Genomic DNA, 18,052 nt, shown 5'->3' on the forward strand with positions numbered 1-18,052 from the left:
GGCGCTGACCGACGGGGCACGAGGACGACCGGGGGCTCCTCACCGGGCGGGAACCGCGCCTCCCGTCCGGCACCCGCACACCCCGTCGGGACCCCCGCCGTGGGCTCAGGCGCGTCGACGCCGAGCCGCGGCCGCGGCCGACGAGGCGAGTACCAGCAGGCCCGCGAGGACCGCCGATCCCCACGCGATCGTCCTCGCCGCCTGCGCGAGCTCCCACCGGGTCGTCGTGGCCACGTACGCGTAGTCGCCGCTGTGCCACGGGAACGCCGGCGCCAACGGCCACGCCGCGTGGTCGGCCACCAGCGCGACCACGACCGCACACGCCGCGAGCAGGGCGAGGACGACGGCCGGGGCCTGGCGTCGGAGCCGGGAGGACACCGCCTCTACGCCCCGCCGTCGCCGGAGCGCTGCAGCCGGTCGGCAGCGCGACCCAGCAGCCAGTTCACGGCCCACCCGACGATGCCGACCATCGGCAGGGCGAGGATGAGCACCGTCCAGACCACCTTGACGACGTCGCTCCGGCGGCGGTCCCGCCACACCTGCACGAGCGCGAGCACGTCCAGCGCGACGACCACCAGGATGACCAGGAGGTGTGCACCTGCGAGGTTCTCGAACACGTCGTCCTCCGATCGTCGAGCGGTCCGTCGGCGACGAGTCTAGGGACGAGGCGCTCGCGCGGAGTCCGCCGCGGGGATGACATCGGCGTGCCCGGCTGCCGCTCCGCCGACACCGTCGTCCCCGCCCACCGTGGGTGGCCCGGGAGCACGCGCGTCCTGCGTGGCCCGCCGCCGGAACGCCTCGGCGGCCGGGGTGCGGACGCGTCCGAGCGTCCCGTCGGCCGCCTCGTCGAGCCGGATCAACCCCATCCGTCGGAGGTACGGCGTCTTCCGGTCGCTCGCCGCGCGTTCCGCCACGACCTCGGGCGGGAGTTCGAACTCCTCGACGTTGCGTCCTCCGGAGGCGTACGACCAGTCCACGAAGTCGAACAGCGGCCACCACGTGAGCCCCCGCACGTCGAGGCCGTCGGCGGCGAGGTCGCGCACGGCGTCTGCGGCGTCGTGCACCCAGGACGTCCGGAGCTCGTCGACGCCCTCGATGGACGTCTCCGTGACGACCATCGGCAGCCCGTACCGTGCGTCGAAGCGCCGGAGTGCGTCCGCGAGCCCGTCGGCCCAGCGGTCGTGCGCGCGCTGCACGACCCGTCCTGCTTCGGTGGTCAGCCGCCGCGGGGTGAGGTCCGGGTAGTAGTTCACGCCGAGCAGGTCGAGGGTGACGGCGCCGTCGACGAGCGCGTCGAGTTCCGCAGCGGTGGCGCCGTGCTCGAGGAGCCACGGGTACACCTCGTGGTCGGGCGTGACGCGGCCCGTCACGAGGTCGGTCGGCACGGTCCCGAGCACCTCGAGCAGGGCCGTCTCGGCCAGGGTCTCGGTGTGGGCGTCCCCGGCCTCGACCAGGGAACTCGCCTCGACGTGCAGGATCACGGCGTCCGGGTTGGCGTCGCGGACGGCCTCGATCGTGCGTTGGATCCCCGCGGCGATGCCGAGCACGACCCGGGTCCACCCGTCCCAGCCGGTCAGCGCCGGCGGCCACACGCCGCGCAGTCCGGCGAACGAGGCCGTCGTGATCGGTTCGTTGAGCGGCGTGACGTGGTCGACCACCCCCGCGTAGCGCGCCGCGAACGCACCCGCGAACGACGCGATCGCCTCCGGGTAGCGCGGGTCGGCGAAGGAGCCGTCGAGCCACGTCGGTGTCCCGTAGTGCACGAGGTCGGCGATCACCGTGACACCGCCCGCCGCCGCGTGTGCCAGCCGTTCGTCGAGCACGGTCCAGTCGTACCGGTCCGGGCCGAGGTGGACGCGTGGCCAGTCGACCCCGTACCGCAGGGCGGTCGCACCGAGGTCGCGGACGGCGTCGAGGTCGGCGCGCCAAGCGGTGTCGTGCCCGGTGAGACGGTGCTCGTCGAGCGGCGCCATCACGAAACGGGCCGGCGGGTACACGCAGGTGTCCTCGATCCCGAGCGCCCAGGTGAAGGTGCCCGGCGCGAACGCCCGGTTCACTTCAGCCCTGACGTCGCGACCCCGGCGACGAAGTACTTCTGCGCGAAGAAGAACCCGAGGGCGATCGGTACGAGGGAGATCACCGCGCCGGCGAGCAGCACGGCGTGGTCGGTGACGTGCGCCCCGCCGAAGAGCGTCAGGCCCGCCGGCAGGGTCAGCATGTCGTTGGAGGTGCTCACGACGAGCGGCCAGAGCAGGTCGTTCCACAGCGCCATCCCGTTGAGCACGGCGACGGTCGCGATCGCGGGCTTCGCGAGCGGCAGGATCACCTGCCAGTAGATCCGCCAGTGGCCGGCACCGTCGATCCGCGCCGCCTCGTCGAGCTCCGGCGGGATGTCGATGAAGAACTGCCGGAACAGGAAGATCCCGAACGCGCTGGTCGCCCGCGGGATGATGAGTCCCTGGTAGGTGTTGAGCCAGCCGAGGTGGAACAGCTCCACGAACACCGGGATGAGCGTCACCTGGAACGGCACCATGAGCGTCGCGATGACGAGCACGAACGCGACGTTCCGCCCGACGAACCGCATCCGCGCGAGCGCGTAGGCACACATCGAGTCGAACAGCAGCGTCAGCACGGTCGTCACGGCCGTGAACACGAACGAGTTGAGCAACAGCCGCAGGAACGGCAGCTGTGACCAGACGCCCTCGTAGCCGTGCAGCGTGATGCTGGTCGGCAGGAGCGACGCGGGGTGGCCGAACAGGTCCGCCTCGGACCGGAAGGAGCCGCTGACCATCCAGATGAACGGGACGAGCGCGAACACCAGCCCGATGCCCAGGTAGACCCACTTCAGGACGGAGCCGGTGACGACGAGGCCGCTCCGGTGGCCGTGTCGCCGCCGCCGGTCGGCGTCCGGACTGGAGGCGCGGGTCGGCTCCGCCACGGGCGGTCGCCGGGTGAGTGCGTCAGTCGACATCGTCGTAGCGGAAGAGTCGGAGCTGCAGGAGCGAGATGAGCATGATGATCACGAAGAGGACCCAGGAGATGGCCGACGCGTAGCCGGTCTGGTAGTTGACGAACCCGTCGCGGTAGAGCAGGTTCACGAGCGAGTCGGTGGCGAACACCGGGCCACCTCCGGTCATGACGTAGACGAGGTCGAACACCTGGAACGACTGGATCGTCAGGATCATCGAGGTGAAGAGCAACGTGGGACGGATGCTCGGCAGGGTGATCCGCCAGACGGTCTGCCAGCGGTTCGCGCCGTCGAGCTCGGCGGCCTCGTACCGTTCGGCGGGGACGCCCTTGAGGCCGGCGATGAACAGGATCATCGCGAACCCGATGCTCTTCCAGACGGACACGAAGATCACCGTCGGCAGTGCGAGCGAGGTGGACTGCAGCCAGGCGACGCTCGGCAGGCCGAACAGCGCGGTGAGACCACCGACGAGCCCGATGTCCGGGTCGAGCAGGAACTTCCAGACCAGGCCGATCGTGACGAGCGACACGATCGTCGGGAAGAAGAACACCGAGCGCACGATGCGGTTGAGCAGGGTGTCACGCTGCAGGAGCAGGGCGGCGACGAACCCGAGCACCACGAGCAGGACGACGGAGACGACCGTGTACTCGAGCGTCACCCGCAGGGCGTTCCAGAACTGCGGGTCGTGGAAGAGCTTGACGTAGTTGCCGAACCCCACGAACGGCTGCGACGCCGCGCCGACCGTCCAGTCGAAGAACGAGTAGTAGAGGGACCGCAGGATCGGGAACAGGACGAAGACACCGAGGATCAGCAGCGACGGCGCCATGAAGAGCCAGGCGGGCTGGAAGCGGCGCGGACGGCGTCGGGTGACCCGCGCCTGGCGTCCGCCTGCGGGGGCGGGGGCCCCGTCACGCGCGCCGCGTGACGGGGCCGACCCGGTGAGCTGGTCGGTCACTGGCTGCAACCGGTGAGGCCGTCGATCGTCTGCGCGGCTTCCTTCGTCGCCGAGGCGACGGAGGTGCCCCGCGTGATCTTGCCGATCATCGGGACGTACGCGTCGGAGTCGACCTTCGTCGCGTTCGTGACGTGCGGCAGGTAGAGACGGGAGTCGCCGACCTGGCTGGCGAAGACCGAGACGGTCGGGTCGGCCTTGAGCTTCGCGTCGTCGGAGAGGTCGGTGCGCAGCGGCGGGAAGCCCGTCTGCAGTGAGAACTTCTCCTGGGCGGTCTTGGACGTCCAGTAGGCCAGGAACTCCTGCGCCTGCTTCGGGTACTTCGTCTTCGCGGAGATCGACAGCGGCGCGATCGAGCCGAGGGTGGTCGACTTGCCGTCCACGCCGACCGGGACCTTGACGATGCCGAGGTCGATGCCGGCCGACTTGTAGCCGGGGGCCGCCCACGGACCGTTGATCTCCATCGCGGCCTTGCCGGCGGAGAACAGCGAGTCCGCCTCCGCGCCGGTGAGACCGACCGGGCTGACCTTGTCCTTCGCGACGAGGTCGCCCCAGGTCGTCAGGCTCTGCTGCCCGGCGCTCGTCTGGACGGCGCTGCACCCCTTGGCGGTCACGATGTCGCCGCCTTCGAGCCATTGGAGGACGGGCCACATCTGGATCGTCTGGTTGTCCGCGAGCGCGATGCCGTACTTGCCGCCGGTGGTGAGCTTCTTCGCGTCCGCCGCCATCTCCTGCACGGTCGTCGGCGGGTTCGTGATGCCCGCCTGCTCGAAGAGCTTCTTGTTGTAGTACAGGCTGAGCGTCGCGAAGTTGGCCGGGACGCCGTACAGCTTGCCGTCGTAGGTGAACTCGTCGACGGTGCCGGGCGCGAACTCGGAGGTGTTGATCTTGCCGTCCCCGCTGCCGGTCTCGGTGATCGGCAGCACCGAGTTGGTCTTGACGTACTGCGCCACGGCGTTCGGGTCGGAGCTCACCGCCGCGACGTCGGGGCCCTGCCCGGTCAGCCACGCCGAGGGGAGCTTCTGCTGGATGGTGTCCCACGGCTGGACGGTCATCTGGACCGAGATGTCCGGGTGCGCCTTCTCGAAGTCCTTGACGATGGTGGCGTAGCCGGGTCGGTCGCCGCCGGTGAAGCCGGTCCAGACCTTGAGGGTGACGGGGCCGCTCGTGTCGGCGCTGCCGCCGGCGGAACAGCCGGTCAGGACGAGGGCCATGGCGGCGGCACCGGAGACGACCGCGAGGGTCGTGCGTGCGTGCTTCATCTTCGAACGCTCCTTTGCGTTACGGGTGCGCGGGTCGGTGTTCGGGGTCGATCGAGTGCGCTGTGGGTGGGATGGGGAGGGGTGGGTGCGGGTCGGGGTGGGTCAGGGGGCGGACTGTCCGGGGTCGTCGTCGCAACCGCAGGATCCGCGGAGGACGATCTCGACCGGGAGTTCGGTGTGTCGGCCGCGCCTCGGCCGGCCGTCGACGAGGTCGAAGAGGCGCTCGGTGGCGATCCGCCCCATCTCCTCCGCGGGGACGCGGACGGTCGTGATGCCGGGCGTGGTCACGCGTGCGAGGCCGAAGTCGTCGAACCCGACGACGGAGAGGTCCTCGGGCACGCGGACGCCCGCGCGGCGGAGGACCCGGAGCCCACCCACCGCCATGTCGTCGTTCGCGAACACGATCGCGTCCGGCAGGTCGTCCGGGTGGTCGCGGAGCACCTGCTCGACGGCCGCGGCGCCGGACTCCTCGGACAGGTCGCCCTCGACGACGGAGACGTCGTCGACGCCGTGTGCGGCGGCCGCGCGGAGGAACCCGTCGCGGCGGTCGATGCCGGTCTGGTGGTCGAGCGTGCCGGTGACGTGCAGCAGCCGTCGTCGTCCGTGCTCGGTCACGAGGTGGTCGACGAGCCGCTCGGTCGCGGTGACGTCGTCGATCCCGACGGAGACGGCGTCGGCGAGGTGCGGGTAGTTGCCGATGAGGACGACCGGCAGCCCGCTCGCGACGAGTCCCTGCACGTGGTCGTCGTCGATCGCGGCGCTCGTGACGATGGCGCCGTCGGCCGTCCGCGACCGCATGACCCGCTCGTACGCGACCCCGCCGGTGGACGTGTCGGCGTTCGTCGACACGATCACCTGGGCGTCGTGCGCGTTCGCGGCGGTGGACATGCCCGTGAGGACGTGCATGAAGTACATGTGGCCGAACACGTGGGTGGACGAGTTCGGCACGATCAGCGCGACGGCGTCGGCGCGCTGGCTGCGGAGAGCACGACCGGCGGAGCTCGGGACGTAGCCGAGTTCGGCTGCGGCCTGCCGGACGGCGGCCCGGGTCCGCTCGCTGATCCGCTCGTGTCCGGCGAGGGCCATGCTCGCGGCGGCGGACGTCACGCCGACCTTGGCGGCGACGTCCTTCAGGGTCACGGACTTCGGCACGGTCGCCTCCTCGCAGATCGACGCTTTATCGATTAACTGCACTCATCATGCACCTGCTTAATCGATGAAGCAAGCACTTTCTCGCGATCGCCGCGAAACGCGCCGGCACGACGGACGGGAGGCCCGTGGCGGCGTCGCCACGGGCCTCCCGTCCCCCTGGGGATCGTCGGCGATCAGTTGAAGCTGAACACCTGCGGTTGCTGGTTGTTGCAGTCGTAGAGCTGCAGCGGCGTGCCGTTCGCGGTGTTGCCGGACGGGACGTCGAGGCACCGACCGGACTGCGGGTTGAGCACCGAACCGTTCGCCTGCGGGACCCACTGCTGGCCACCGACCCCGTTGCACGTGTACAGCTCGAGGTGCGAACCGTTCGCCGTCGCGTTGCCGTCGACGTCGAGGCAGCGCCCGAGGGTCCGGATCGTGTGGTCGGCGGCGTTGTAGGCCCACTGCTGGTCCGTGGTCTGCTCGTCGGTCAGGAGCGTCTGACAGTCCCACACCTGCACCTGCTGGCCGTTCTGCTGCAGGTCGTTGCCCGCGACGTCGACGCACTTCGACCCGATCGTCCGGATCGGGACGGCGGCGACGAACTTCTGCGCCTGGTTGCCGTTGCAGTCGTAGAGCTGGAGCGGCGTGCCGTTCGCGGTGTTCCCCGACGGGTCGTCGAGGCACCGGCCGGACTGCGGGTTCTTGATCGAACCGTCCGGCTGCACGATCCACTGCTGGCCGCCGACCCCGTTGCAGTCGTACAGCTCGAGGTGCGTGCCGTTCGCCGTGCCGTTGCCGTCGGCATCGAGGCAGCGCCCCAGCGTGGAGAGCGTGTGGGCACCGTAGACGTTGCCGAGCCAGTGCTGGTCGGCCGCCAGCGCTTGGCAGTCCCAGAGCTGCACGACGGCCGTGTTGCCACCGACGTCGTCCCCGCTGACGTCGATGCACTTGCCACCGGGACCCACGATCGGCGCCCCCGGTCCGCCGCCCGTCGACACGCCCTGGTAGTTCTGCGCCACGACGTTCGCCTGCACCGCGTCGTCCGCGGCGTCGGAGCTGTAGCCGGTCGTCATCACGCCCTCGAAGAACGACTGCGTCCCACGGTTCGAGTTGTCCCCGCCCGCTCCGAGCACGATCGACCCCTCGAGCTTCATCGGCGTGTAGCCCTGGCCGTCACCGTCCTTGTCGGTCGGCAGCGCCCCCTCGTACCACTTCGTCAACGAGCCGGACTGCGAGTCGCCGCCCTTCAGCGCGAAGTTCGCGACCCCGTCGTTCTTCAGGAGGGCGGTGACGAACTTCGTCGAGTTGCCGGTGTTGGCGGTGTTGATCGCCGTCTTCCCCTCGTAGACACCGTTCTCGAGGTCCGCCTGCACCCACGGACCACGGCCGGCACTGCCCGTCCCGTTGAGCATCGACAGGTTCAGGGCGTCCATGTGCCCCTTGCCCGTGTCCTTCTCCTGGGTCTCGACGTTGCCGAAGTCGGAACAACAGCCGTGGTTGACGTTCGTGCCGCTCGCGACCTCGTACATCGACTCCGGACTGGCTCCTCGCGCCGTGCCCTTCGCCAGCGTGCTCGAGATCCGGTAGGCGACCTGTTGCGGCATGTAGATGCCGTACGCCGCGTGCCCGGCGACGGTGATCGGCAGGGCGGTCGCGTTCGCCGGGTTGTTGGCCGGGCCGGCGTCACCCGCCGGTGCGACGGTCAGGTCGTTGTGGTTCGGCGACTGGTCGTAGATCTTCGGGATCGTGCAGGTGGTCCCCGAGCAGAACGCGTCCTGCGTCGCGGCGTTCGCGTACCCGCCGGCAGCGAGCAGCCCGATGTTCGTCGTCGCGCCGTCCGAGGCGCGTTGCACCTGGTAGAGCGGACCGTTGTACGAGGAGTACAGGGCCCGGGTCGAGCTGTACGCGGCGACACAGGCGGTGCCCGAGTTGCCGTAGATGTCGCACGGCCCGTTGCTGGCGGCAGTGGCGCTGCCCGCACCGGCCGTCGCGCCGAGGAGTCCCCCGGCGACGAGGGCGAGTGCCCCGAGGGTGGCCGCGGTGATGCGGCCGACCCGTGTCCTGGATCTGTTGTGCATGTGGTGCTGTCCTTCCTTGCGTCGTTGCGAGGTGGAGCGGTCATCGGTCCAGCAGCATTGCTTAATCGATTAACCCCACCCATGGTACCGCTCGGGGCCGCCGGAGGTCGAGGACCGTCCCGGAACACCGACGGTCCGACCGGGGACGACGGTCCCGTCCGGGTGCCGAACGGACCGAGCGCCGGAAGCTTGCGCGGCGGGGCCGATCCGCCGCGACGCCCGCCCGAACACGCACGATTCCGCCGCAGATGGGCAAGAACCCGTCTCCGGTTCTTCCTTAGGCTCGTGGCAGGTCCGCGCACCGCGCACGATCCCGCCGCAACGCCGCGGCTGACCCGATGACGGGAGGTTCGACATGTATCAGTTCGTCCAGGAGTTCTCGAAGGACGCGATCGTCGGCGAGCCCGAGGTCGTCGAGGACCGCCCGACCGTGCGGGAGCTGGCCGTCCACCCGGCGTGGCTCCGCCTCAAGGAGGCCGTCGTCGCACTGCAGGGCGTGCAGGCGAAGGACGGATCCGTCCCCGAGGAGTCCGACCACCCGGCCGCTGCGGCGCACCTCGCCGTGATCATGCCCGCCATCACCGAACTCGTCCCGTTCTTCCCGCACGACGAGGCGTTCCTCACCGCAGTCCAGCGGGACTTCGCACAGTGGGAGGCACAGGGGTTCGGCGTCCCCGACTTCCTCGACTCCCTGAACGCCTTCCAGCCGCAGCAGCACCGCGTGGACGGCCTCGGGCACCTGGTCGTCTTCCCGATGTACACACAGAACGGCAGTTCCTCTCGGTTCGTCGAGGCCGTGCTCGTCGAGGTGATCTGGCCGGACTTCATCGCCGAGCTCGAGGCGGGCGACTACGGCAACACGCTGTTCGTCGCGCTCCGCTTCGTCGACTTCACCCCCGGATACGACACGAACTCCGCCGTGCTGTTCCCCGAGACCGTCGCGATGCGCGAGATCCCGACGTTCACCTGGGGCGCGATCTTCCAGGACCGCGAGGCCGCGCGCTACCGCCGGGTCGTCCGCGCGGCCGCCGAGATCACCAAGCTCGACCTGCCCGAGGACGCCGCCGCGATGCTCGACGACCAGCAGCTCACCGAGGAGGTCTTCGTGATGTGGGACATCATCCACGACCGCTCCCACATGCGCGGCGACCTGCCCTTCGACCCGTTCATGATCAAGCAGCGGATGCCGTTCTTCCTGTACTCGCTGGAGGAGCTGCGCTGCGACCTCACCGCGTTCCGTGAGTCCGTACGTCTGGAACGCGAGCTGTCCGCGCTCGGCGATGCGAGCCTCCAGGACGGGCAGCGCGCCATCCGCGACCACGCGCGTCTCGTGCAGTACGCGGTGATCTTCGACCGCATCTTCCGCTTCGCGATCACCGGCAGCCGCGTCCGGAACTACGACGGCCTCGGTGGCCAGCTGCTGTTCGCCTGGCTGCACCAGCACGGCGTCCTGCACTGGACCGACACGCAGCTCACGATCGACTGGGACGCCGTGCCGGACGTCGTCATCGCACTGAGCGACGAGATCAACGAGCTGTACTGGCGGTCCATCGACCGGCCGAAGTCGGCACACTGGCTCGCCGCGTACGAGATGCTGACCCGCACGCTCACGCCGCACCCCGCCTCCGTCTGGGCGCGCGGCCTCCCGGCGGAGACGCTCGCCGGGCTCCCCAAGGGCTACACCGACGCGGTCCTGGACGACGAGTTCCCGCTGTCGATGTTCTACGAGGCGCTCGACAAGAAGATGGCGTCGGTCATCGAGTCCACCGCCGGCATCACCGGCACGACGGACGCGGCGTCCCCGGACGTCGCGGACGCCGCGGCGTGAGCCGCCGCCCCCTGGACGGCCGTCTGGTGCTGGTCGCGGGCGCGACCAGCACCAGCGGCGAGGCCGTCGCGCGCGCACTCTCGGCAGCGGGGGCGTCGGTCCACGCCGTCGGGACGCGCGCGGACGCACTGGAGGCACTCCGCGACTCCGTCCCCGGCGTCACGACCCACAGGTGCGACCTCGCCGACCTCGACGCGGTCACCGCACTCGCTGCGGAACTCCACGAGACCGCCGGCCCCGTCGACGGCCTGGTCCACCTCGTCGGCGGCTGGCGCGGCGGCGGCGGGATCGCCGGCCAGTCCGACGAGGACTGGGAGTTCCTCGACCGCGGCTTCCGCACCCTGCGGAACACCACGCGCGTGTTCGACGCGGACCTGGTCGCATCGCCCGCCGGGCGGCTCGCGATCGTCTCCTCCACCGCGGTCGACTCCCCCACCGCGGGCGCCGCCAACTACGCCGCCGCGAAGGCCGCTGCAGACGCCTGGGTCCGGTCCGTCGCGCAGGGCTTCCGGAAGCAGGCCCCGCAGACCGCGGCCGCCGTCGTCTTCGTCGTCAGGACGCTCGCCGGCCTCGAGCAGCAGCTCGGCGACCAGGTCGTCCGGCTCTGGGACGGGGCACCCGGAGCGCTCAACGGCACCCGCATCCCGCTCGAACCCGTCTCCCTAGGATGAACCCGTGACCCTTCCACTGCACGACCTGGACCTGCGGGGCTTCGCCTCGGACAACTACGCCGGCATCCACCCCGAGGTCCTCGACGCGATCGCCACGGCGAACGCGGGGCACCAGATCGCCTACGGCGAGGACGTGTACACGGCGCGGCTGCACGAGGTGTTCCGCGAGCACTTCGGCGAGCAGGCGCAGGTGTTCCCGGTGTTCAACGGCACCGGTGCCAACGTCGTCGGGCTGCAGTCGATGCTGCCCCGCTGGGGTGCCGTGGTGTGCACGACGACCGCGCACATCCACACCGACGAGGCCGGTGCTCCCGAACGCGTCGGCGGCATCAAGCTCCTGCCGGTCGAGACGCCCGACGGCAAGCTCACCCCCGAGCTCATCGACCGCGAAGCCTGGGGCTGGGGCGACGAGCACCGTGCCCAGCCGCTCGTCGTGTCGATCACCCAGACGACCGAGCTCGGGACCGCCTACACGGTCGAGGAGATCCGCGCGATCGCCGACCACATCCACCCGCTCGGCATGAAGCTGCACATGGACGGCGCCCGCATCTCGAACGCCGCGGCGACGCTCGGCGTGCCACTGCGCGACTTCACCACCGACGCCGGTGTCGACGTGCTGAGCTTCGGCGGCACGAAGAACGGCATGCTCTACGGCGAAGCGATCGTCGTGCTCGACCCCGCGGCGTCCGAGGGCCTGCACTACCTCCGCAAGCTCAACATGCAGCTCTCGTCGAAGATGCGCTTCGTGTCGGCGCAGCTCATCGCCCTGCTCACCGACGACCTCCACCTCCGATCCGCCGGGCACGCCAACGCGATGGCCGCCCGGCTCCGCGCCGCACTCGAAGCCCGCATCGCCGACGGCAGCATCACGGGCGTCGAGTTCAGCCAGGAGACCCAGGCGAACGGGGTGTTCGCCACCCTGCCCGCCGGCGTGGCCGACCGGCTGCGGCAGCACTTCCGGTTCTACGACTGGGACGCCAGCCGGAACGAGGTGCGGTGGATGTGCGCGTTCGACACGTCGGAGCAGGACATCGACACCTTCGTGGACGCGCTGGTGCGGGAGCTCGACGCGGTCTGACGATGCGCGAGGATGACCGGGTGCAGATCACCATCGACCCCATCGGACACGTCCGGAGCACCCGAGCCGAGGTCCGCGACGACGACTGGGATCGTGAGGTCGCGTCCATCGAACTCGACACGACCACGTTCGGCCCCGACGCCCTGCTCGGACTCCAGCAGTTCAGCCACGTCGAGGTGCTCTACTGCTTCGACCAGGTGCCCGAATCGAAGATCGAACGCGGCGCCCGTCGGCCCCGCGGGAACCCGGACTGGCCCCTCGTCGGCATCTTCGCCCAGCGAGGCAAGAACCGGCCGAACCGTCTCGGCGCGACCATCGCGAAGATCGTCCGCGTCGAGGGCACGACGCTCCACGTCTCCGGACTCGATGCCGTCGACGGCACCCCCGTGGTGGACCTGAAGCCCTACATGGACGAGTTCGGTCCGCGCGGCGCAGTGACGCAGCCGACGTGGGCGACCGAGTTGATGCACGGCTACTGGGACACGTCCGCCTGAACAGCGCCGTCCGTCCGGCCGGCCAGCCGCGTGCGACCACGGGATGATCTTCCTCGCCGGGCCGGGGATCGGCTGCTCCGCGCCGCTACGCTCGTCGTCGGCCGTGAGACCCAGCCCGTGGTCGAGGAGGCACTGCACGTTGTTCGGGAAGCTCCCCACCCTGCCGTTCGTCGTCCCGCTGGGCATCGTCCTGTTCGTGGTCCTGCTCTGGCTGCTGCACCGTCGTGGCCGACTCACGGTCGCCCGCTCCGCCGTCGCGGCAGCCACGGCCCTATACTCGGGCGGCATCGTCGCGAACACGGTGTTCCCCATCTACCTCGCCTGGCCGTCGAGCGGCGGGTCGGAGCTCCTGCCCCTGAACCTCGTGCCGGTGGTCGACTACGAGATCGACGACGCAGTGCAGAACATCCTCGTGTTCGTCCCGCTGGGGATCCTCGTGTCCCTCATGCTGGCGCGCCCGACCTGGCTGCGCGTCATCGCGATCTGCGCCGGGATCAGCCTCGGGATCGAGGTCGCGCAGTTCCTCACCGCACGCCTCGCCCACGGCGGCCACGTCGCCGACGTCAACGACTGGATCAGCAACAGCGTCGGTGGAGTGCTCGGCTGGGCGCTCTCCGCCGCCTGCATGCGGCAGCCGGTCCTCGCGCGTTGGATCGGCCGGTTCCGATGGCCGACCACGCAGTCCGGGGTGCGGCCGTCCCGCTCCGCCTGACGGTCGGCCCGGAGGCGCGTGGCACGTCCGTCGTGACCGTTGCCTCGGACTCAGTTCTGCGAGAGCACCCGCACGACGCGCTCCAGTCGGGCTCGTGATCGCACCGCGGGCAGCCGCTTGCTGATCTCGAGGGTGGCCAACCCGTGCACCGTCGCCCACGCCACCTCGGCTTCGGTGCCGTCGTCGCCGGGGAACGCTGCCTCGATGCCGTCGAACGCCCGCTGGAGGACGTCCGGCCCGGTGCCGGCACCGAACTCGAGCCCTGACGGCATCGAGAACATCGCCTCGTAGACGCGCGGCTGGTCGACCGCGAACGCGAGGTACGCCTCCATCCGCGCCATCGGCTCCGCCGGGACGCTCTGGAGCGCCCCCGCGATCGCTTCGAACCCGGCGAGCGCGACGGCGTCGACGAGTGCCTGCCGGCCGCCGGGGAAGGCGGAGTAGATCACCGGCTGGGTGACGCCGATCTCCGACGCGAGACGGCGCATCGTGACCGCGTCCCACCCCTCGGCTTCGGCGACCACGCGGGCGGTGCTGGTGATCTGTTCGCGCCGCAGGTCGAGGTCGGGAGCAGGACGGGGAGACATGGTCCGACTGTAACAGAACTGCGTTACATAACAGCACTAGACATCGAGAGCAGCGGCTGCTACCTTCGTCGCATAACGGTGTTATCTAACAAAGAAAGGCTCTCTCGTGATCATCGCAGCCCTCGTGACCGCCATCCTCGGTTGCCTCTTCATCCTGTTCATCGGCGGACGTTTCCTCCTCGCTCCGAGGGTCGCGACCGCTGGGTTCGGAGTCGCCGACGACCGACCGCGGGCATTCACGAGCATCAAGGGCGTCCGGGACATCACCTCCGGCATCGTCCCGCTCGTCGTGCTGCTCGTCGCCGGGCCGCACGCGTTCGGCTGGGTGCTCGTCGCCGCCGCGATCACCCCCATCGGCGACGCGATCATCGTCGTCACCAACGGCGGGAAGCTCCGCCAGGCACTGAGCGTCCACGGGGCGACCGCCGTGGTCCTCGTCATCGCCGGCCTCATCCTCGCGCTCGCTTGAGCACCTCCACCACGTCGGAAGGAAGCACCCTGATGAACACCACGACCGAGGAGCACGGCTCCCCCGACGGCATCGCGGAAGACGTCGTCCGCGCGTTCTACGAGCCGTTCCGCACCGGTGACACGGCCGTCTACGACGAGATCCTCGCCGAGGACTGGGTCGACCTCCCGCTCGCTCCCGGACAGGAGCAGGGGCGCGCCGGGATGGCGGGCCAGATCGCACTGTTCCGGCGTGCGATGCCGGACTACACGGTGGAGCACCAGGACGTCATCGTCCAGGGCGACAGGGTCGCGGTCCGCAACACGGTCTCCGGCACGCACCAAGGCGCCTTCATGGGGCACGAGCCCACCGGCAAGCGGATCGAGATGCGCACCATGGACGTCCACCAGGTCCGCGACGGCAGGATCGTCGCCACCTGGCACCTCGAGGACTTCACTGGTCTCATGGCGCAGCTGAACGCGCCCAGCGATGCGACCACCCCGCACGCCTGGGGGTGACCTGAGCCGGTCGGTCGCAGGGTCGTGGCGTCCCGGACGCCCTCGTGGGCGTCCCGCCCGCAGGCGTCCGAGCGGAGTCGACGCACCGCACCTGTCGGAGGACTACCCGCTCGTCGGCCTCCGTGAGGCCGGAGCGGCCGCCGATCGGTCCACGATCGGGGCGAATGACTCGGACGCCCTCAGCGACTCCCCGGTCGGCGCAGGTCCCGCCACGTGAACCCACCACGCGGCGGGAGCGCCGCCCGGATGTGCTCGTCGTCGAAGCGGGCCTTCGGTGCGAGTTCTGCGGGCAGCTCTCCGGCCGGCTGCGTCGCCTCGGTGACGCCCTCCGCGAGCATGCGCACCTGTGCCTTGGCGACGAGCGGGACCTGCATCGTCCACTCGGTGACCTGTCCGAGCACCTTGTGCGCCCAGACCGGCGCCGGGAAGACCCGCACGGGCCGACCCACCACGCGTGCGACGCGGCGCACGGCGTCGCTGAGCAGCAGCGCCTCGCCACCACGGACCGCGACGGTGCGGCGGGACAGCTGCCCATCCAGAGCCGCGACGAGCACGTCGACGAGTTCGGCGACCGGGATCGGGCTGATCGTCTTCTCGCGGAGACCGACGGACGCGAACAGCGGCACGGTCTGCACGGTGTGGCTGAGGTGGTCGACGAGGTGGTCGCCGTGCCCGTAGATCATCCCGGCCTTGAGCACGGTGTAGTCCAGCCCCGAGGAACGGACCATCTCCTCCGCGGCCCACTTCGTCTCGTGGTACGGCGAACCCGTGCCCGGTCGGGCGCGCAGGAAGCTCAGGAGGACGACGCGCTGCACCCCGGCTCGGTGGGCCGCCTCGAGCACGGCGGCGGTCCCGCGGATGTGCACGCGTTCGAACGACTGGTCGCCGATCTCGCGGTTGATGCCCGCGCAGTGCGCCACGGCGTCGACCCCCTCGAACGCCGTGGTGAGGGCGTCCACGTCGTCGATCTCGACGCCCGTCCGACGCGACACGACGACGACGTCGTCGTCCGGGTACCGCTCCGCGAGGTGTCGCCCGACGAAGCCGGTCCCGCCCGTGATCGCGATCCGCATGCGCCCTGCTCCCCTCGGACGCTGCGCGTCCCCGCCCCTCACCCTACGGACTCCGGGACGGCTCGTCAGCGTGGGGCGGAACCGACTGGAGGCGCGACCCGACCGCCGGACGCACGTCGCGCCTCCAGGCTGGTCACCGCACCAGCGGTCGACGCGCGCGCCCGTCGCGTGCCGCCCACCTACCCGAGCGGCTCCACGCCGTAGCTGCTCACCACCGCCCGCAGCTCGTCCAGGTACGTCTGCGCCTGCACGGTGAGCGGCACGGAGGCGTGTGCGATCCACCCGATCTCGATGCATTCGTCGACGTCGAGCGGGATGGCGACGATCTCGGGGTCGAGGTCGTCGCTGATGAGTCCGGTGGAGATCGTGTACCCGCCCAGGCCGATCATGAGGTTGAAGATCGTCGCGCGGTCCGACACTCGGATCTCCCGCTTGCTGGACATCGTCGACAGGATCTCCTCGGCCAGGTAGAAGGAGTTGTTCGCACCCTGGTCGAACGTGAGCCGCGGGAGGTCCTCGAGGTCGGCGAGGGTCGCACGTTGCCGTGACGCGAGCGGGTTCCGACGGGCGACGAAGATGTGCGGTTCTGCCACGAACAGCGGCGTGAACACGACCCCGGCGTCCCGCATCAGCTTCCCGAGGACCTGCCGGTTGAAGTCGTTGCGGTAGAGGATACCCACCTCGCTCCGGAGGGTGCGGACGTCCTCGATGATGTCCCAGGTGCGCGTCTCGCGGAGCGAGAACTCGTACTCGTCCGCCGCTGCGCCTTCAACCATGCGGACGAAGGCCTCGACCGCGAACGAGTAGTGCTGCGCGGACACCCCGAGCAGCCGCCGGGAGGGCTGCCCGCCGACGTAGCGCTGTTCCAGGAGGGAGACCTGCTCGACGACCTGTCGGGCGTAGCCGAGGAACTCGACGCCGTCGACGGTGAGCACGACTCCTCGTGCCGACCGGGTGAACAGGGCGCGGCCGATCCGCGTCTCGAGGTCCTTCATCGCCGCGGACAGGGTCGGCTGGGCGACGTAGAGCATGTCCGCGGCGGCGCTGATCGAGCCCTCCGAGGCGACCTCGATGAAGTACCGGAGCTGCTGCAGCGTGATGTCGTTCGAGACCCGTGCCATAGGCCGAGGCTATACCAGGGCATAGGCCATCCGGATTACCTGATGACCCTCGTGTGCCGCGATGATCGAGGGACACCTTCCACCGTGCCTCCGGGCCACCCAGCGTACGGACGGCCGACATGACGAACGACCCCACCTTCAGCATCACGAGGACCCGGTTCGACGAGGACTACTCCCCCGCGGACAGCTCCCGGCTCACCACGAACTTCGCCAACCTCGCGCGCGGAGAGCACCGGCAGCAGAACCTGCGGGGTGCCCTCGCCATGATCGATCGCCGGTGCAACGACCTCGCGGCGGCGGACGACCCGGACGGTGACCGGTACCGCGTCGAGCTCGACATCGTCTCGGTGACGATGCACTTCGAGGACGGCGGCGCGGACGAGCAGTTCCCCCTGATCGAGGTGCTGGACGTCGCGATCCTCGACCAGCGCACCGGCGAGCGCCACCAGGGCATCCTGGGCAACAACTTCTCGTCGTACCTCCGCGACTACGACTTCGCGGTGCTGCTGCCCTCCCTCGACAAGAGCGCGGGCATCCCGGACGACTTCGGCCGGCTCCACGGGCTGTTGTTCCAGCGCTTCCTGGAGTCCAACGCCTTCCGGTCCCGGTTCGACGCCGAGCCGGTCGTGTGCATCAGCGTCTCCACCAGCCAGACCTACCGCCGGTCGGAGTACGTCCACCCCGTCCTCGGCGCCGAGTACCACCACGAGCGCTCCTCGCTCACCGACGACTACTTCGGACGGATGGGGATGCAGGTGCGGTACTTCATGCCCGCGGGCGCGAAGGCTCCGCTCGCCTTCTACACGCGCGGCGACCTCGTGCACGACTACTCGGACCTGCAGCTCATCGGCACGATCAGCACGATGGAGACGTTCCAGAAGATCTACCGCCCGGAGATCTACAACGCGAACACCCCGGCCCCGAGCACCTTCCGGCCGAGCCTGGAGCACACCGACTTCGCGAGGACCGGCATCGCCTACGACCGCGAGGAGCGCAGCCGCCTCGGGATCACGCAGGGCCGGTACACGGAGGAGCACCTCGTGCAGCCGCATCGCGAACTCCTCGAGCGCTGGGCCGCCGGCCACAGCGCGCTCGCGCACTGATCGCGTCCGCCCACCGACCGCCTTC

19 protein-coding genes are annotated in these 18,052 nt (G+C 70.1%); 8 read left to right on the plus strand and 11 right to left on the minus strand.

Annotated features, from left to right (window positions below):
* Positions 1 to 105: 105 nt before the first annotated feature.
* The 8 genes from ACTJKO_RS05350 to ACTJKO_RS05385 form a co-directional block, all read right to left on the minus strand.
* Entirely contained in the window at positions 106 to 378 is a 273-nt protein-coding gene (locus ACTJKO_RS05350; protein WP_440686437.1) for a hypothetical protein, read from the minus strand.
* A gap of 5 nt (positions 379 to 383) precedes the next feature.
* On the minus strand, positions 384 to 617 hold the full coding sequence (locus tag ACTJKO_RS05355; RefSeq protein WP_440686439.1) for a PLDc N-terminal domain-containing protein: 234 nt from the start codon (positions 615 to 617) through the stop codon (positions 384 to 386).
* Positions 618 to 656: 39 nt separating this feature from the next.
* The gene (locus ACTJKO_RS05360) at positions 657 to 2,057 is read right to left on the minus strand and encodes a family 1 glycosylhydrolase (protein WP_440686441.1); all 1,401 of its coding nucleotides are present in this window, start codon (positions 2,055 to 2,057) and stop codon (positions 657 to 659) included.
* Entirely contained in the window at positions 2,054 to 2,971 is a 918-nt protein-coding gene (locus tag ACTJKO_RS05365; protein WP_440686443.1) for a carbohydrate ABC transporter permease, read from the minus strand. Before ACTJKO_RS05365 ends, ACTJKO_RS05360 begins: the two co-directional genes overlap by 4 nt.
* On the minus strand, positions 2,961 to 3,923 hold the full coding sequence (locus ACTJKO_RS05370) for a carbohydrate ABC transporter permease (RefSeq protein ID WP_440686445.1): 963 nt from the start codon (positions 3,921 to 3,923) through the stop codon (positions 2,961 to 2,963). Before ACTJKO_RS05370 ends, ACTJKO_RS05365 begins: the two co-directional genes overlap by 11 nt.
* A complete protein-coding gene (locus ACTJKO_RS05375) occupies positions 3,920 to 5,182 on the minus strand; it encodes a sugar ABC transporter substrate-binding protein (protein WP_440686447.1) in 1,263 nt (420 codons plus the stop codon). The genes ACTJKO_RS05370 and ACTJKO_RS05375 overlap by 4 nt, the downstream gene beginning before the upstream one ends.
* 102 nt (positions 5,183 to 5,284) lie before the next feature.
* Positions 5,285 to 6,334 carry a LacI family DNA-binding transcriptional regulator gene (locus tag ACTJKO_RS05380; RefSeq protein WP_440686449.1) on the minus strand — a complete coding sequence of 350 codons (1,050 nt, stop codon included), beginning with the start codon at positions 6,332 to 6,334 and terminating at the stop codon, positions 5,285 to 5,287.
* A 173-nt stretch (positions 6,335 to 6,507) separates the two neighbouring features.
* Complete coding sequence (locus tag ACTJKO_RS05385; RefSeq protein ID WP_440686451.1) at positions 6,508 to 8,394, minus strand: arabinofuranosidase catalytic domain-containing protein; 1,887 nt, start codon at positions 8,392 to 8,394, stop codon at positions 6,508 to 6,510.
* Between the two features lie 355 nt (positions 8,395 to 8,749).
* On the opposite strand from ACTJKO_RS05385, the gene ACTJKO_RS05390 reads away from it, so the two are divergent.
* The 5 genes from ACTJKO_RS05390 (at position 8,750) to ACTJKO_RS05410 (ending at position 13,177) form a co-directional block, all read left to right on the plus strand.
* A complete protein-coding gene (locus tag ACTJKO_RS05390; protein ID WP_440686454.1) occupies positions 8,750 to 10,222 on the plus strand; it encodes a DUF6421 family protein in 1,473 nt (490 codons plus the stop codon).
* Complete coding sequence (locus tag ACTJKO_RS05395; protein ID WP_440686456.1) at positions 10,219 to 10,893, plus strand: SDR family oxidoreductase; 675 nt, start codon at positions 10,219 to 10,221, stop codon at positions 10,891 to 10,893. The genes ACTJKO_RS05390 and ACTJKO_RS05395 overlap by 4 nt, the downstream gene beginning before the upstream one ends.
* Before the next feature lie 4 nt (positions 10,894 to 10,897).
* Positions 10,898 to 11,971, plus strand: a complete 1,074-nt coding sequence (locus tag ACTJKO_RS05400) for a threonine aldolase family protein (protein ID WP_440686458.1) — start codon at positions 10,898 to 10,900, stop codon at positions 11,969 to 11,971.
* A 20-nt stretch (positions 11,972 to 11,991) separates the two neighbouring features.
* Positions 11,992 to 12,465 carry an SAM-dependent methyltransferase gene (locus tag ACTJKO_RS05405; RefSeq protein WP_440686460.1) on the plus strand — a complete coding sequence of 158 codons (474 nt, stop codon included), beginning with the start codon at positions 11,992 to 11,994 and terminating at the stop codon, positions 12,463 to 12,465.
* Between the two features lie 139 nt (positions 12,466 to 12,604).
* Entirely contained in the window at positions 12,605 to 13,177 is a 573-nt protein-coding gene (locus ACTJKO_RS05410) for a VanZ family protein (protein ID WP_440686462.1), read from the plus strand.
* Positions 13,178 to 13,227: 50 nt separating this feature from the next.
* On the opposite strand, the gene ACTJKO_RS05415 is transcribed toward ACTJKO_RS05410, so the two are convergent.
* Entirely contained in the window at positions 13,228 to 13,764 is a 537-nt protein-coding gene (locus ACTJKO_RS05415) for a TetR/AcrR family transcriptional regulator (RefSeq protein WP_440686464.1), read from the minus strand.
* Positions 13,765 to 13,870: 106 nt separating this feature from the next.
* Between ACTJKO_RS05415 and ACTJKO_RS05420 the strand changes: the two genes are divergently transcribed.
* A complete protein-coding gene (locus ACTJKO_RS05420; RefSeq protein WP_440686466.1) occupies positions 13,871 to 14,233 on the plus strand; it encodes a DUF4267 domain-containing protein in 363 nt (120 codons plus the stop codon).
* 32 nt (positions 14,234 to 14,265) lie between these two features.
* Entirely contained in the window at positions 14,266 to 14,730 is a 465-nt protein-coding gene (locus ACTJKO_RS05425; protein ID WP_440686467.1) for an ester cyclase, read from the plus strand.
* 179 nt (positions 14,731 to 14,909) lie between these two features.
* Here the strand turns inward: ACTJKO_RS05425 and ACTJKO_RS05430 are convergent, their stop codons facing one another.
* Complete coding sequence (locus tag ACTJKO_RS05430) at positions 14,910 to 15,803, minus strand: SDR family oxidoreductase (RefSeq protein ID WP_440686469.1); 894 nt, start codon at positions 15,801 to 15,803, stop codon at positions 14,910 to 14,912.
* A 179-nt stretch (positions 15,804 to 15,982) separates the two neighbouring features.
* Entirely contained in the window at positions 15,983 to 16,924 is a 942-nt protein-coding gene (locus ACTJKO_RS05435; protein ID WP_440686471.1) for a LysR family transcriptional regulator, read from the minus strand.
* A gap of 119 nt (positions 16,925 to 17,043) precedes the next feature.
* Between ACTJKO_RS05435 and ACTJKO_RS05440 the strand changes: the two genes are divergently transcribed.
* Positions 17,044 to 18,027: a putative oxygenase MesX gene (locus ACTJKO_RS05440; protein ID WP_440686473.1), complete on the plus strand. Its 984-nt coding sequence runs from the start codon at positions 17,044 to 17,046 to the stop codon at positions 18,025 to 18,027.
* The last annotated feature ends 25 nt before the right edge of the window (positions 18,028 to 18,052 follow it).

Source organism: Curtobacterium sp. 22159, from assembly GCF_052045775.1.
In the GTDB taxonomy this organism is placed as follows: Bacteria; Actinomycetota; Actinomycetes; order Actinomycetales; family Microbacteriaceae; genus Curtobacterium.